At 56.1% G+C, this 14,260-nt stretch carries 14 protein-coding genes; 6 read left to right on the forward strand and 8 right to left on the reverse strand.

The window, feature by feature from the left end; all coding sequences use genetic code 11:
- Positions 1-682 precede the first annotated feature (682 nt).
- Both tolA and ACEPPP_RS07905 read left to right on the forward strand, forming a co-directional pair.
- The gene (tolA, locus tag ACEPPP_RS07900; RefSeq protein WP_374090502.1) at positions 683-1,102 is read left to right on the forward strand and encodes a cell envelope integrity protein TolA; all 420 of its coding nucleotides are present in this window, start codon (positions 683-685) and stop codon (positions 1,100-1,102) included.
- A 273-nt stretch (positions 1,103-1,375) separates the two neighbouring features.
- Positions 1,376-1,627: a hypothetical protein gene (locus tag ACEPPP_RS07905; RefSeq protein WP_374090503.1), complete on the forward strand. Its 252-nt coding sequence runs from the start codon at positions 1,376-1,378 to the stop codon at positions 1,625-1,627.
- Positions 1,628-1,770: 143 nt separating this feature from the next.
- On the opposite strand, the gene ACEPPP_RS07910 is transcribed toward ACEPPP_RS07905, so the two are convergent.
- The 3 genes from ACEPPP_RS07910 to ACEPPP_RS07920 form a co-directional block, all read right to left on the reverse strand.
- Complete coding sequence (locus ACEPPP_RS07910; RefSeq protein ID WP_374090504.1) at positions 1,771-2,274, reverse strand: hypothetical protein; 504 nt, start codon at positions 2,272-2,274, stop codon at positions 1,771-1,773.
- An 89-nt stretch (positions 2,275-2,363) separates the two neighbouring features.
- The gene (locus tag ACEPPP_RS07915) at positions 2,364-3,341 is read right to left on the reverse strand and encodes an ABC transporter permease (RefSeq protein ID WP_374090505.1); all 978 of its coding nucleotides are present in this window, start codon (positions 3,339-3,341) and stop codon (positions 2,364-2,366) included.
- Positions 3,338-5,533, reverse strand: coding sequence for an ABC transporter substrate-binding protein (locus ACEPPP_RS07920; protein ID WP_374090909.1), 2,196 nt, complete (start codon positions 5,531-5,533; stop codon positions 3,338-3,340). The genes ACEPPP_RS07915 and ACEPPP_RS07920 overlap by 4 nt, the downstream gene beginning before the upstream one ends.
- A gap of 124 nt (positions 5,534-5,657) precedes the next feature.
- Here ACEPPP_RS07920 and ACEPPP_RS07925 point away from each other — a divergent pair, with 124 nt between their 5' ends.
- Entirely contained in the window at positions 5,658-6,440 is a 783-nt protein-coding gene (locus ACEPPP_RS07925) for an enoyl-ACP reductase (protein WP_374090506.1), read from the forward strand.
- 36 nt (positions 6,441-6,476) lie between these two features.
- Here the strand turns inward: ACEPPP_RS07925 and ACEPPP_RS07930 are convergent, their stop codons facing one another.
- From ACEPPP_RS07930 to ACEPPP_RS07945, 4 genes are read right to left on the reverse strand one after another with little or no spacing between them, the layout of a single operon-like run.
- On the reverse strand, positions 6,477-6,944 hold the full coding sequence (locus ACEPPP_RS07930) for a nucleoside deaminase (RefSeq protein WP_374090507.1): 468 nt from the start codon (positions 6,942-6,944) through the stop codon (positions 6,477-6,479).
- A gap of 2 nt (positions 6,945-6,946) precedes the next feature.
- Entirely contained in the window at positions 6,947-8,011 is a 1,065-nt protein-coding gene (locus tag ACEPPP_RS07935) for a homoserine O-succinyltransferase (protein WP_374090508.1), read from the reverse strand.
- A gap of 12 nt (positions 8,012-8,023) precedes the next feature.
- Complete coding sequence (locus tag ACEPPP_RS07940) at positions 8,024-8,869, reverse strand: ATPase (protein ID WP_374090509.1); 846 nt, start codon at positions 8,867-8,869, stop codon at positions 8,024-8,026.
- A 15-nt stretch (positions 8,870-8,884) separates the two neighbouring features.
- Positions 8,885-9,184 (reverse strand): DUF6763 family protein, encoded by a 300-nt coding sequence (locus ACEPPP_RS07945; RefSeq protein WP_374090510.1) that lies wholly within the window; start codon positions 9,182-9,184, stop codon positions 8,885-8,887.
- A 251-nt stretch (positions 9,185-9,435) separates the two neighbouring features.
- Here ACEPPP_RS07945 and ACEPPP_RS07950 point away from each other — a divergent pair, with 251 nt between their 5' ends.
- From ACEPPP_RS07950 to ACEPPP_RS07960, 3 genes are all read left to right on the forward strand, one after another.
- Positions 9,436-10,908, forward strand: a complete 1,473-nt coding sequence (locus tag ACEPPP_RS07950) for a helicase HerA-like domain-containing protein (RefSeq protein WP_374090511.1) — start codon at positions 9,436-9,438, stop codon at positions 10,906-10,908.
- A 122-nt stretch (positions 10,909-11,030) separates the two neighbouring features.
- On the forward strand, positions 11,031-11,996 hold the full coding sequence (gene pip / locus ACEPPP_RS07955) for a prolyl aminopeptidase (RefSeq protein WP_374090512.1): 966 nt from the start codon (positions 11,031-11,033) through the stop codon (positions 11,994-11,996).
- A gap of 13 nt (positions 11,997-12,009) precedes the next feature.
- On the forward strand, positions 12,010-12,582 hold the full coding sequence (locus tag ACEPPP_RS07960; RefSeq protein WP_374090513.1) for a UbiX family flavin prenyltransferase: 573 nt from the start codon (positions 12,010-12,012) through the stop codon (positions 12,580-12,582).
- Between the two features lie 70 nt (positions 12,583-12,652).
- Here the strand turns inward: ACEPPP_RS07960 and ACEPPP_RS07965 are convergent, their stop codons facing one another.
- On the reverse strand, positions 12,653-14,257 hold the full coding sequence (locus tag ACEPPP_RS07965) for a tetratricopeptide repeat protein (protein WP_374090514.1): 1,605 nt from the start codon (positions 14,255-14,257) through the stop codon (positions 12,653-12,655).
- Between the last annotated feature and the right edge of the window lie 3 nt (positions 14,258-14,260).

Raw genomic sequence — 14,260 nt, forward strand, 5'->3', positions numbered from 1 at the left:
TGCCGGAATCCAGGCTACAGGGACGTTTAAGGCTTGCCATCCTTGGCACTGGATACCCGCTTCCCGGCGGGTATGACGGCATTTATGTATAACGGCATGCCTTAGCAGACCCTAAATGTGTAACCGGTGTGTCGCTATCTCGTGATAGATTTTGGGAGATATGAATCATCAAAATCGACTCGCCGGCGCGAACACCCTTGTTTACCCAGCCGGCCCGCGTCATACGGCCCGATCCAACAAGGGATCGAGACCTCAGTCCATTATGACATGACTCCCTGTCACAATGCTTTGTCTATTCTACTCCCCGATGCTGCAGCAACGATCTTCGGGAATGAGCTAGGTGCTAAGGGACTGCCGGACTTTTAGCAGATGTATAGATGGGGTCTACCATTACAATGGTAGACGACAAGGTAGCCTATGCAAGAAACAAGCCCCTGGGCGTTGCCCCTCAAGGCGTTGTTTCATTTGCATTTATTTTGAGCTCGAAACGGCGTTAAATGCGAGCCCGACCGTTTTCAAATGCAAGCCATTACACCCTAAGGAAATCGTCAAAAATTTTTTGAGGGAGCATCGCGACTTATTTGGGGTATGATATTTTCACGCTCACATTGCTTCATCGGGGCTACTTATTGTTCGTATTGCAACACTAAAAAACCAAACTGAGCCATCAAGGCGTATTATCATGAGTGCTATTTTCAATGCGGCTAGAACAGTTTTATGTGGCGCTAGCGTATTAGCGATAATAGGGTGTACTTTTGGAACCCCCAAACAAAATAACGATCATATTCGGTTTTTGTCTAATGAACAGGCCGATGCAATCAAGGCTATCAAAGCGATACGCACGAAGGTTAATAAGTCATGGACTCAACCACTTAATGCGCCCTCGGGACTCACATGCAAAGTGCACGTAAAGCTATTAGCTAGTGGCGAAGTCGTGGAAGCTTATATGATGGCGAGCAGTGGTGATTCTGTATTTGATCATTCAGCAATAGATGCTATCAGAACGGCATCGCCATTGCCTGTGCCAGATAATGAAGAGTTGTTTGCTAAATCCTTTAGAAGCTTTACCTTTACATTTGATCCAGATCGAGGATCGTATTAAACGGGATATGCAACTGCTTATTACGACCTGCAATCGAAACTGTATAAACTAACCCCACGTCATTGGACCGAAGCCAGTAGCCTCGAGGTAACGAAGTGAAATCGAGGATAATCGAAGGCTATCAATCCTCGATTCCGTTGCACTTCATCAAGGCTACTTTCTCGCTTTTGCGCTCAATTTGTCTGAGTTTTAAACTCAAGAAGGGTTTTCCACGCGTCGTAATCCGCCCTACGGTCATGAAAGTTTTTTCACCTAAAAAAACAGGAAAATACTATGATGGGCATTTATACAATGATTGGAGTTTTTATTTTGATACGCCAATTATTCAAATGCAATAACACCTCTGATGCCGGCATCCTAGCGTTATTTGGGTGGCTTATTGTTTCTTTATGGCCTATATATATCATTTTAATGCATTATACACAAACAGAGCATGTCAACTCCCAAATGAAGTTTTATAGAAAACGTCGACAACAAGAAAAAGACAGTCAAAAAGAATGGCTAGAAAGCAAGCTCAAGAAATAACTTACACTAAACCAGCTAACATTAGACTGCACAGAATGTGGAATGACTGGGGTCTTGAAATTTGTTTCATGCCATGATTATGCACGAAACAAGACATGACCCAATGATTTTTTCTGCTTTTCGGGGTTAGTTTCATTGACCGGTTATAGATGATAGTCAGCATGGACCACAACTGCATCTATACCCAATCGCTGCCAAAGCGCCCAAACGCTCGCGGTATGGTTCGCGCCACATATGAATAGCACCGGCCACTCTTTTTCCGCAATAACTCGTGCAGACCAGCAACGTTCCCGCACTTCATCCGCAAGTTCATTAAATGCTTTTCTAAACGAGCCTCCACCATCAGCAAACGGAAAATTCATCACCGCATTAAGAACAACAGAGTCGCCGAGTGAAACTATTTCCCTTTCGCATAGGCTCAAGTCTACATGATGACATGGGATGTACAATTTTTTTGCCACTCTTTGAGCAACAGTCTCAGTGACTCCGTATCTTTTAAGTCCTTCTGGGCTCATTTCTTCTGCAATGCGGCGAATCTTGAGTTTCTTACATACTATTTCGACTTCCGCTTCAAACGCATGAGAGTGTTCTGACTTTCCGCATTGTATCGGGTGCGAAGTCCCAATAATGTAAAAAGCGTCTTTCATCTGTCACCCTAACTCTAATTAGCCATCCAAAATGACGCAAAAAAACTGCATCACAAAATCTATCCAATAAGCTGTCCCACTTACGCCGTTTATGACAACCTAACCCGTGGATCAACCAACGTATAAGAAATATCGGTCAGCAACAACCCAAGCACATACAGGATCGAGCCGAGAAACACCATCGCCCGCACCATCGCGAAATCCTGGCTGTTGATCGCATCGATCGTGTAGCTGCCGAGGCCAGGAATGCTGAAAAAAGACTCCATGATCAGGCTGCCCATGAACAACAAGGGCAGCACGACCACCACGCCGGTCAGAATCGGAATCATCGCATTCGGCAATACATGCTTGAACAGGGTCCGGGTCTCGGTCAGCCCTTTCGCGCGCGCGGTGCGCACATAATCCTTGCCGACTTCTTCCAGAAACAGGGTTCGATACCAGCGCACGCCGGAGCCGATGCCCGAAAACACGCCGATCACAACCGGCAGGATCAGAAACTTGAAGGCGCCGAAGCCTTCGTCGTAACCGGAAATCGGCACCAGCCTGAGCAATTTTCCGATCATGAACTGGCCGCCGATGATGTAGAACAGCGACGAAATCGACATCAGGACCACGCACAGCACCAGGCCGCCGAACTCCAGATAGCTGCCGCGAAACAGCACCATCAGCAACGCGAAGCCGATATTGGTCAACAGGCCGACGACCAGGCTCGGCAGCGCCAGCGCCAGGCTCGGCCACATGCGCTGCTGGATGTCCGCGCCGATGTTGCGGCCGCTGTCGGACACGCCGAAGCGGAACAGGAACAGGCCGACCGATTTTTGATAAAAAATCGTCTCGGTGACTTTATCGCCGCCCTGCGCCTCTTCGTTCCAGAGCATCGGCAGGTCATAGCCGTGCTGATGCTTCCAGTTCGCGATCGCCTGCGGCGTCACATGCTTTTGGCCGAGCTGCATCCTCGCCATGTCGTCGGGACTGTTCACGACAAAAAACAGCACGAAGGTCAGGATGTTGATCCCGAGCAGGATCGGAAACGCATAGAGCAGGCGGCGGATTATGTAGTAGATCATCGTGAGGCTTCCGTTTGAATGGCCAAGGCTTCCGGCAGGGGGCGATGGGTGCGGCGGCGATAGGCGCTGACGGCGGGCGCGAACAGCAGCACGACCAGCGCGCCGGCGGCAGCCAACGGCCACAGCACCGGCCGGTTCCATTGCCTCCGCAGTTCGGCGCGCTTGACAGGATCGATCCGGATGTATTTCAGGCGGTTGTTCGCCATCAGGTTCGGTTTCAAGTTGCTCGCCCAGCCGTGATAGAGCGAAAAGGTCTTCGGATGAAAACCGAACACCCAGGGCACGTCGCGGCGCACGATATCCTGCATCTGCCGGATAATTTGAAGACGCGGCTCGCCGTTCTCCATGTTGCGCATCTGCTCGAACAGGCGGTCGAACTCGGCATTCTGGTAATTGCCCGCGTTCTCGCCGCTGTGTTTGACCTTGCCGTTGAAACCGTACAATAACGAGAAAAAGTTTTCCGGATCCGGATAATCGGCGTTCCAGCCCCAGACAAAAATCTGCGCGTTGCCCGCGCTCATCTTTTGCTGGAAACGGTTGTAATCGGTCGCGCGGATCACCAGTTGCAGGCCGAGTTTCTGGAACTGCTTGCGGTACCAGTTCATCAGCGGCTTGTCATCGACGCTGGTCGCGGTGGTATCGAAATACAGGATCAGAGGCTCCCCGGTCTTCGGATCGACGCCGTTCGGATAGCCGGCCTCGGCGATCAGTTTCTTCGCCGCCTCGATTGGCTTCCGCTGCGGTTTGCCGTTCACCCAGTCATAGACATAGGGATTGATGCCGCCTTCGCCCTCCTCGTTGCCGAAAATGCCGGGTGGTATTGCCCCCTGCGCAGGCACACCGCGCTCGTTCCGGAAGATCGCGATGAACTCCTCGTAGTCGACCGCGATCGCGATCGCCTGGCGCAGTTTCCGGGCTTTGTCGCTGTCGCCGCCGACCGTCGCATCGAGCATGTTGAAGCCCATGTAGAAGATCGAGGTTTCGACCGAGGTATGCAGGCGGATGTCCTTCTCTTTCAGGCTGTCGGTCAGGGTCACGCCGCCGCCGGTAAACTGCACCGCCTGATCGAAACTGTCGGAGGCGATGCCAGAAGAATCGTAATAGCCCTGCAAAAATTTGCTCCAGTTCGGAATCGTTTCCTTTTCGAGCGTCACGACGACCTTGTCGATGAACGGCAAGGCCTTGCCGGCATCCTTCAACAAGCCCTTTTCGGCGTCCCCCGCCTCACCTTCGGCCGGATAGGTTTCGGGATGAAAATTCGGATTCTTGAACATCAGCATACGCCGGTTCGGATTATTCTCAGCCAGATAAAAAGGCCCGGTGCCGACCGGATACCAGTCCAAGGTGATGTTTTTGTCGCCAAAGCCCGGCTGATCGTATAACGCATCGGCCTCCCAGGGCATCGGCGCAAAAAACGGCATCGCCAGCCAGTAGCTGAACTGCGGATACTTGCCCTTGATCCGAATCCGGTAATGATAACGATCCAGCGCTTCGACGCCGGCCATCGGCAGCGTTCTAAGCGCGTCCCTGGGCTTGTCCGCGCTTTGCTTGGCGAAGTCGTCGAAGCCGACGATATAGCCCTTCATGATTTCCGCGATCGGCGACTGTGTTTTCGGATAGGCCAGACGCTTGATTTGATAGACATAATCTTCGGCGGTCAGCTCGCGCGTGGCGGTCTCGGCAAAATCGCCGACCGTCGCCAGTGCATCCACTTCGGCTTTTTCGAGATGGTGATAGCGGTAGTTCCCTGACTTATCCTGCGCGAAGGCCGGATGCGGCTGAAAACGGATGCCCGGCTTGATTTCGAGCAGATAATCGCTGTAGGCGATGTCCTTCGCTTCGGCATCAGGCCCTAGCTTTTGACCCTGCTGATCGTAATAGACGATTTCGGGCAGGCGCGCGGCGGTCAGCGGCGTCAATTCATAGGGCCGTTTCAGATAATGGTATTGCAGCGGCGGCTCGTAAATCTGCGCGATGAACGCATATTCGTTCTCGCTGTAGGCAACCGCCGGGTCCAGGTGCTTCGGCCGTTCCGCGAACGACATATACAACGCCGCCTGCTTGTCGTCCTCTTCCGGATAGGGATCGTTCCAGGGCGAGCCGGTGCACGCAACCAGCAGAACCGCAACAAAAAACAGGACGCAAGGCAAAATGCCGGCGCGGCGAAATTTGATTGACAAAAGACTGGACATCGCAGGAGTGGTCGTAGATACTTTGCGGCTTATTTTATCGTGTTTGTACAGCAACACCTGAACTTCGATCGTCAAGGCGGCTGGCGTGCACAGAGTATATCAATAAAAACAACGGGAGATCAGAATGGGTTTCATGCAAGGCAAGCGGGTCTTGATTGTCGGTCTGGCGAGCAATCGTTCGATTGCCTGGGGTATCGCCAAGGCGATGCACCGGGAAGGCGCCGAGCTGGCGTTCACCTTCCAGAACGACAAGCTGCAAAGCCGGGTCGAGGAAATGGCCGCCGAATGCGGCTCCAACATCACGGTCGAATGCGATGTCAGCAACGACGAACATATCGACAATGTCTTCAAGGTCCTGGGCCAGCATTGGGACGGGCTCGATGTGATCGTGCATTCGGTCGCTTTCGCGCCGCGCGACGCCCTGGAAGGCGATTATGTGAACGCGACCACCCGCGACAATTTCCGCATCGCGCACGACATCAGCTCGTACAGCTTCACCGCGCTGGCCAAGGCCGGCCGGAGCCTGATGGCAGGCCGCAACGGCTCGCTGTTGACCCTGACCTATCTTGGCGCCGAACGCGCGATTCCGAACTACAACGTGATGGGCGTCGCCAAAGCAAGCCTGGAAGCGAATGTGCGCTACATGGCGGTCGCGCTGGGTGCCGAAGGCACGCGCGTGAACGCGATCTCGGCGGGCCCGATCCGGACCCTGGCCGCTTCCGGCATCAACAACTTCAAGGCGATGCTGAGCAAGGCGGCCGATACCGCACCGTTGAAACGCAACGTCACCATCGAGGAAGTCGGCAATGTCGCGGCCTTCCTGAGCTCGGACCTCGCCTCCGGCGTCACCGGCGAAGTGACTTATGTCGACTGCGGCTACAACATTGCGGGATTGGCGGCCTCCTGAGGCCCCCTCGCCTTCCAAGTCCGGCGTAAAGCCGAATCAATAACGCACCTTATCGCCCTTTTCCGCCCAGGCGGCAAAAGGGCGGCTGGCGTCCGGCAGTTCGAGATGCAGCATCGCGATGCGGCGCTCGGCCGGCTGAATCGCCAGCTCGTCATAGATGAAGCTGTCGTCAAATTCCGCCCTGGCCGCATCGTGCCTGTCGCAGGCGAAATAGACCTTTTGCAGCCGTGCCCAGTAGATCGCGCCGAGGCACATCGGGCATGGCTCGCAACTGGTATAAAGGATGCAGTCGGTCAGCTGAAAATCCTGCAATTTCTGGCAGGCGAGCCGAATCGCCATGATTTCGGCGTGCGCGGTCGGGTCCAGATTAGTGGTCACCCGGTTGCCGCTGCCGGCGATGATCTCGCCGTGTCTGACGATCAACGCGCCGTAAGGCCCTCCCTGCCCCGATTCGACATTCTGCACGGCCAGCTCGACCGCCTGCTGCAAAAATTGCTGATGCACGGTCATAATCCCAAAGGATTCTCCGGATCGATGCCGTCCATGAACGGCAGGCGGCGATCCTGGTTGGTCAGCTGATAAACCTTGCCGAGCCAGTTGTCGAACAGGGCTCTCGCGGTATCGCGCCAGGTATTGTCGATCGTATCGAGCACCTGATTTTCCGGAAACTCGTCGAGAGTTCCTCCTTTCTGCCGCGCCTCGATCACATGCTGGCGATAGTCGCCGAAGATGCGCTGCGCCTCCGGGGTGAAATAATTGACCGGGAACGGCGGATACTCGTCGATCTCGGCGCGATAGTAGCGCAACACCTCGCGCTTGTATTCCTTCAACAGGCTGATGTCGTCGTATTCGGGATGGCCCTGAAAGAACACGATACGGAAACCGTCCGGGCTGACCGCCAGATGCACGCCCGCATCCGGGCTGACGGCCAGCACCTTCAGCCCCTTCGCTTCCATGTCCTTCTGAAAAATTTCGTTGAAACGAGAATGCGGCACATCGAAGCGGGTGTTGATTTCGGCGACCAGAGGATGCGTGCGGTTGACCAGGCGGTGCGCGAATACACCCCAGCGCTTGGCCGGCAACCGGGTGCGCTCGATGCCGTAGCAATACTCGATCAGCGCATGCGTCGCAAGGCACGAACATAAGACCGACGTCACGTTTTCCTTGGCCCAGGCAAATACCTCGGTCAACGGCTGCCAGAAGTCTTCCTCGGGCAGGTGCGGATGGGTCACGTTCGCGCCGCTGATGATCAGGGCGTCCAGGCCGTCCTGCTTGATCTTTTCGAACGACTCGTAATACTTCGCGATATGCGCCTTCGCCGCCTCGCCTCGCGGCAGGCCGTCGATCGTGAAAGGATGCACGTGGAACTGCGCGATCTGGTTGCAGGCGCCGACCAGCCGGAAAAACTGCCTTTCGGTCGCTTCCAGCGCCGCATCGGGCATGATGTTCAACAGGCCGATGTGCATCTCGCGGATGTCCTGATGACTGGCGCGGTCGACCTCCAGGATCACCTCGCCTTCCTCTTTCAGCCGGGCGAAGGTCGGTAAATCGGTATGAGCGACTAATGGCATCGTATCAATCCGTCATTGCCGGGCCGCGATCGCCGCGGCGACCAGGCGAATAAAATCGTCTTCGGTCTCAACCTTCGCCGCGTCGTGCGCATCGATCGTATAGCCGTACTGTTCGGCGATCGCCTCGTAATGGGGCAGTCTGGACCGGTACAGTTCCGGAAACACCCAGGTCACGAATTCATTAGGGGGTATCTCGTCGGTCGTTGCATAGTTTTTCAGCGCCATGAATTCGGGGAGCTTTTCGTCGAGAAACTCTTCCCGGTAATACAGCGGTTTCGGCTCGGCCTTGGCGCGCGCAATGATCGTTTGCTCCAAATCGTTCGGGATTTTGATATAGACGATCAGCGTGTGCTGGGCGAGGTTTTCGATCACCTCGGGACAATCGAGCTCGGAAACGCTGCCGCCGGCGTCGTTGATGAAATGCTTGTAGCCGTAGATGTCCTGTGCCTTGGCGATGAAATCCGGCACGTCGTTCATCGCGCACACTTCGGCCTGATGATGCAGTTTTTGCCGACGCTTGAATTCTGCGAGCGACAGCCCGTGCAAGTTCGGATTACCCAATTTGCCGAGAAAACTCGACACCGGCGCCAGATTTTCGACCGTGATGTTGTTGCTGATCCTTATCGAGTCGGACAGCAACAGGTCGCGCAGGAACGGCACATGCATCGCCTGACGCTTGATATTGTCCATGATCGGCTCTTCCAGATAGCGGGTGCCGATCCGGTAGTCGCCCGAATAGTGAAACCACTTGGCCTTGGGCAATTTGTTCGCGAGCGTGGTCTTGCCGGCGCCGGACATCGCCAGCAAAGTGATCCGCTTCGTCTCCCAATCCAGGAATTCCTGGGGGTCCATTCTCATAATGTTGTTTCCTGTTTAATCCAAATAATCCTCGAAATCGATGTCCTCGGGGTTGCGCCGATGCTCGTCCAGGTCGGTATAGCCCAGATCGTCGTCTTCGAGATCGTCGAAAGGCGCGCTCCAGTCTTCCGGTTCCTCGATAAAATCGAAGGTCGAATTATACCAGCTCTCGTGATCGTATTCGCCGATGTCGCCGTCGAGATACTGCACCTCGATCGAATCCTCGCCTTCCTCGATGTTGATCACTTTGAAAGTCATATTGTTTTCCAAATCCTTGTACCAGTTTCCTACGATGGGATCTGCCACGGTTGACATAAGGGTTACCTCAAAAATTTAGATATGCTGAATGGGATGATAAAACGGCAGGTTTTCATTCGCGCCCCGACCGATAGCGCGGAATCATCGTTTCCATGATGACGGTGTTGGATGTGTCCTACCTGGCTCGGGAGCAAACTTTTCCCGGCCGGCGTTAATAGTCAGGTAATAGTTATAGAGGAAGCGCCGCTTTCTTGCAAGATGGGGCTGTGCTACGATGGTTCATCACATGACTCGTAGCGGGCCTCACCATGCAGGAATTATTTATCGGAGGACAGAACGGCGTCAAGGTCTTATTGAATGCCGCGACGGCCAACCGGCACGGCATGATTTCCGGCGCGACCGGTACCGGCAAGACCGTGACCCTGCAAGTCCTGGCCGAAGGTTTCTCGAAGATCGGCGTACCGGTGTTTCTGGCCGACATCAAGGGCGATTTGTCTGGCATCGCACAGCCCGGCCAAATCAACGACAAAATCAGCGAACGCATACAACAGACGGGCCTGAACGGCTTCCAGCCGCACGGCAACCCGGCCGTATTTTGGGACGTGTTCGGCAAAAGCGGCCACCCGGTGCGCGCCACGATCGCCGATATGGGACCATTGTTGCTGAGTAATTTGCTGGAACTGAACGACACCCAAAGCGGAGTGCTCTACAGTGGCTTTAAAATCGCCGACGATAACGGCATGCTGCTGCTCGATCTGAAAGACCTGCGCGCGCTGTTGACCTGGATGGGCGAGCATGCGAAAGAACTCCAGGCCGAATACGGCACGATCGCCTCCGCCAGCCTCGGCGCGATACAGCGGCAACTGCTGGTGCTCGAACAGCAGGGCGCCGAAAGCTTCTTCGGCGAACCGGCGCTGAGTCTTGAGGATATCTGCAAGACCGACTTCTCCGGCAACGGCGTGATCAGCATCCTGGACGCGACCGAGTTGACGACGAAGTCGCCGCGCCTGTATGCGACCTTCTTGCTCTGGCTGCTCGCCGAGCTGTACGAAAACCTGCCCGAGGCCGGCGACGCCGACCGGCCGAAGCTGGTGCTATTTTTCGACGAGGCGCATCTGATGTTCGAGCAGGCGCCGAAAGCCTTGACCGACAAGATCGAGCAGATCGTCCGGCTGATCCGCTCGAAAGGCGTCGGCGTGTATTTCATCAGCCAGAGCCCGCTCGACGTGCCGGAAGACATTCTCGGCCAGCTCGGCCTCAAGATCCAGCATGCGCTGAGGGCATTCACGCCGAAGGACCAGGCGGTCGTCAAGAGCGTCGCCGGCACTTTCCGCGCCAACCCGGCCATCGATACCGAGGCCGTGATCCTGGAGCTGAAGAAAGGCGAGGCGCTGGTTTCGGTGCTCGATCATGACGGCAGCCCGACGCCGGTCGAACGCATCCTGATTCGTCCGCCCGAATCGCAAATCGGGCCGTTGACAGACGCACAGCGCCAGGACTTGCTGGCCCGCTCGCCGTTCAAAGGCCGCTACGACCAGGCGGTCGACCGCGAATCGGCCTATGAATTGCTCAAGCAAAAAGCGCAGCTGGCCAGCGCGGCGGACCTCGAAGACATTCAGTCCAAGGTTACCCGGAAAGAGGCAAGCTCTCCACGGCAGCCGCGAAACCGCGAAACCGCGACCGAAGCGCTGCTCAAAAGCGCCGCGCGCAGCATCGGCAGTCAGGTCGGGAGACAGATCATCCGCGGGGTGTTGGGTTCATTGCTAGGCGGAAAACGTTGACCCGGACACGTCTAATTAACCCATCCACACACCGGATTCATATTCCGGAAAAAACCCGCTATGGTTATCAAATCGGTACGCGCAGCGTACCTTACGCAAAGGGAATTTAACCCACTTACCGCATGAAAACGTTATACCCAGAGATCGACCCCAACCATATTTTTTATCTTGAGACCGGCAGCCAGCATTCGGTTTATGTCGAGGAAAGCGGCAATCCCGAAGGCATTCCGGTCATTTTCCTGCATGGCGGCCCGTGCTCGGGCACCAAACCCGATCATCGGCGTTTTTTCGATCCGGAAAGCTACCGCATCATTCTGTTCGACCAACGCGGCTGCGGCCAGTCGAAGCCGTTCGGCGAGACCACGAACAACACGACGCAGGATCTGATCGACGACATGGAGCGCATCCGCAGCCATCTGGACATCAAGCAATGGCTGTTGTTCGGCGGCTCCTGGGGCGCCGCGCTGGCGCTGTTATATGCCCAGCAGCATCCGGGCCGGGTGCTCGGCATGATCCTGCGCGGCGTATTCCTGGCGCGGCAGATGGATATGGACTGGTTTCTGAAAAACGGCGCGGCGCGCATCTATCCCGAACAATGGCAACGCCTCTACGAGAGCATTCCCTCGCGCGACCGGGTCAATCTGCTGCAAGGGCTTTGCAAAGCGATTGCCGGCGACGACGAGATCGCCCAGCGCCGGGTCGCCCGCGCATGGTCGGCCTGGGGCGGGCAAGTCGCGCTCGGCAACGCTTTTGAGGCCGACGAAAACAGCCATGTAACCGAACAAATGGTCCAGCAGGCCGCGATGGAACTGCATTATGCCGAACATAGCTATTTCATCGAGGAAAACCAGATCCTGGACAACTGCAACAAACTGCACGGTATTCCGACCGCGATCATCCACGGCCGCAGCGACCTGGTCTGCCCGATCGAAGCCGCGTTCAGCCTGCAACATGCGCTGCCCGAGGCTGACATGATCGTGCTGCCGAATGCCGCCCACATCGCCCAGAGCGACGATATGATCGACGCCCTGGTGAGCGCGGCCGACCGGTTTGCCCGGCAATTGGCGCCCCATAATGCCGGTGCGTGAGGAAGGCATCCCCATGCAGAAAAAACGTTTGATCATTGCAATGACCGGCGCGACCGGCGCGGTCTATGGCGTCAGGATGCTGCAGCACTTGCAGCCGCAGCCGGAATGGGAAACCCATCTGGTCATCTCGGATGCCGGCATCGTCAATCTGAAGCACGAGTTGGACATGAAGCGCGCCGATCTGTATCGCCTGGCCGACGTGACCCACGGCATCGGCGATATCGCCGCCAGCATCGCGAGCGGCGGCTTTAAGACCGAAGGCATGATCATCGCGCCCTGCTCGATGAAGACGCTCGCGGCGGTCGCGCACGGCTTCGGCGACAACCTGATCTCGCGTTCTGCCGACGTGGTGTTGAAAGAACGGCGCCGCCTGGTGATCATGCCGCGCGAAACGCCGCTGAACCTGATGCATATCCGGAATATGGCGACCGTCACCGAAATGGGCGGCATCATGTTTCCGCCGATGCCGGCTTTTTACAGCAAGTCGGACTCTTTGTCCGCGATGGTCGATGAAACGGTCGGGCGGGTGCTCGACCTATTCGGCGCGAATGTCGAAGGACTCTACACGCCCTGGGAAGGATTGTAGGTACGCATCGCGTACCATTTTCAGGGCTCCTCGACTGATTGAAGCTTTGTCAAGGTACGCGCAGCGTACCCTACATCGCAGCGGGCTTCACGTCGAACGCCACGCAGACCCGCTCCTGGTCCGAATGGAACGGAATCGTGCGGTGAAACAACGAGGAAGGAAACAGCACCAGATCGCCGACCTGTTGATCGACGATTCGGCTCGGGAAATCCTCATGCCGCCGTGGATAATCGTCGCCGTCGGTGCTGTAGGCAAAACTGCCTTCGTGCCCGTTGCTCTTTTCGGGCAGCTTCAGATAGACGCAGCCGCTGATCCAGCCTTCCTCGTGGATATGCGAGGTCAGATAGCCGCCCTGCTTCATCCTTAAATACCAGGAACTGGTAAACTCGATCTTGCGCGGGAAGGCCTTGATGATTTCCTCGCGGCTGCCGGCAAAATGTTGCCGGTATTCCTCAACCTTTTGGCGAATCAGCGCCGCCAGCTTCTGGAAAGACGGTTCCGATCTCAGCAATAAATTGCCGGCGGACTGCATGCCGTAATACAGCCTTCCCTGCTTTCTTTCGGCGATCGCAAGATGCTGAATGTCCTGCAAGAGTTCATGCAACAGCGGACTATCGGGTGCGGCCAGTTCATCGATGCGCGTATGCAGTACATAGTCCATCGGTTCTTTGCAGAATTGATAGGCATTTTGCTGGCCGAAGTTGGTCGCATAGTGGGCCGCCAACGCGCCGAGCAGCACCGAATGATGCTTGGACTGGGCCGTGAGTTGATCGAAACGCTGTTTGAACGGCTCGAATTGCCCGGTTTTGTACAGACATTGCAGTGCCCGCTCCTTGCTGTCGGCAAAGTCGGAGGCTTCGAAATAGGGAATCGCGTCATGTAGACGGCCGGCGAGGCAGAGCGTCTCGCCGAGGTTGTATTGCGCGCGGCCATGCTGAGGCTCTGCCGCCAGCGCCCGTTCATAGCAGCGCACCGCCTCTTCCATCTCGCCGCGGTCGCGCAAGGTTTCGCCGAGCGAGTTCCAGGCGTCGGCAAAATCGGGATCGAGCTTGACCGCTTCCCGAAACTCCAGGACCGCATCCTGATGCCGCCCTAGCCCGTACAAGACGGTCCCGAGATTGAAGTGGCCGCGCGCATCGGCATGGATCGCCAGCGCCTTGCGGTAGCATTGCACGGCTTCTTCGAGCCGCCCTTGCAATTGCAGCACCGCGCCGAGATTGCCGAGCGCCTCGAAAAAACGCGGCTCCAGATCGACCGCCTTCTGGTAGTGCTGCGCCGCCTCCTTCAAAAATCCCTGTCCCTGCAACAGCGCGCCCAGATTGAAATGCGCGGAGGGCAACGACGGCTTCAGTTGCAAGGCCTTCCGGTAACAGGCGACCGCCGCCTTCTGATCGTTCAGCTGCGTCTGCAGCACGCCGAGGTTGAAATGAATCTCGGCGATGTTCGGATCGATCGCCAGGAGCTTCCGGAAACTGGCCGCCGCTTCGCGCAGCCTCCCCTGCCCTTGCTGGCAAAGTCCGATGATGTTGTAGAGCACCGGCGCTTTCGGATAAGAGCCGAGCAACAACTGCGCCTGGGCTTCGGCCTGCTGCAAACGGCCGCTCTGATAAAGCTGATGCAGCGCCTGTAATTCGGAAGGTTGCGGCTGTTTCGGAGTTTTCAGTTGGGGTTTCACAAT

Source organism: Methylomicrobium lacus (assembly GCF_041897535.1).
Taxonomy (GTDB): domain Bacteria; phylum Pseudomonadota; class Gammaproteobacteria; order Methylococcales; family Methylomonadaceae; genus Methylomicrobium; species Methylomicrobium lacus_A.

Bases quoted from the DNA above. Each gene is read 5' to 3' on its own strand.
- tolA (WP_374090502.1), top strand. From the start codon at position 683: ATGAGTGCTATTTTCAATGCGGCTAGAACAGTTTTATGTGGCGCTAGC.
- ACEPPP_RS07905 (WP_374090503.1), top strand. From the start codon at position 1,376: ATGATGGGCATTTATACAATGATTGGAGTTTTTATTTTGATACGCCAA.
- ACEPPP_RS07910 (WP_374090504.1), bottom strand. From the start codon at position 2,274: ATGAAAGACGCTTTTTACATTATTGGGACTTCGCACCCGATACAATGC.
- ACEPPP_RS07915 (WP_374090505.1), bottom strand. From the start codon at position 3,341: ATGATCTACTACATAATCCGCCGCCTGCTCTATGCGTTTCCGATCCTG.
- ACEPPP_RS07920 (WP_374090909.1), bottom strand. From the start codon at position 5,533: ATGTCCAGTCTTTTGTCAATCAAATTTCGCCGCGCCGGCATTTTGCCT.
- ACEPPP_RS07925 (WP_374090506.1), top strand. From the start codon at position 5,658: ATGGGTTTCATGCAAGGCAAGCGGGTCTTGATTGTCGGTCTGGCGAGC.
- ACEPPP_RS07935 (WP_374090508.1), bottom strand. From the start codon at position 8,011: ATGCCATTAGTCGCTCATACCGATTTACCGACCTTCGCCCGGCTGAAA.
- ACEPPP_RS07940 (WP_374090509.1), bottom strand. From the start codon at position 8,869: ATGAGAATGGACCCCCAGGAATTCCTGGATTGGGAGACGAAGCGGATC.
- ACEPPP_RS07945 (WP_374090510.1), bottom strand. From the start codon at position 9,184: ATGTCAACCGTGGCAGATCCCATCGTAGGAAACTGGTACAAGGATTTG.
- ACEPPP_RS07950 (WP_374090511.1), top strand. From the start codon at position 9,436: ATGCAGGAATTATTTATCGGAGGACAGAACGGCGTCAAGGTCTTATTG.
- pip (WP_374090512.1), top strand. From the start codon at position 11,031: ATGAAAACGTTATACCCAGAGATCGACCCCAACCATATTTTTTATCTT.
- ACEPPP_RS07960 (WP_374090513.1), top strand. From the start codon at position 12,010: ATGCAGAAAAAACGTTTGATCATTGCAATGACCGGCGCGACCGGCGCG.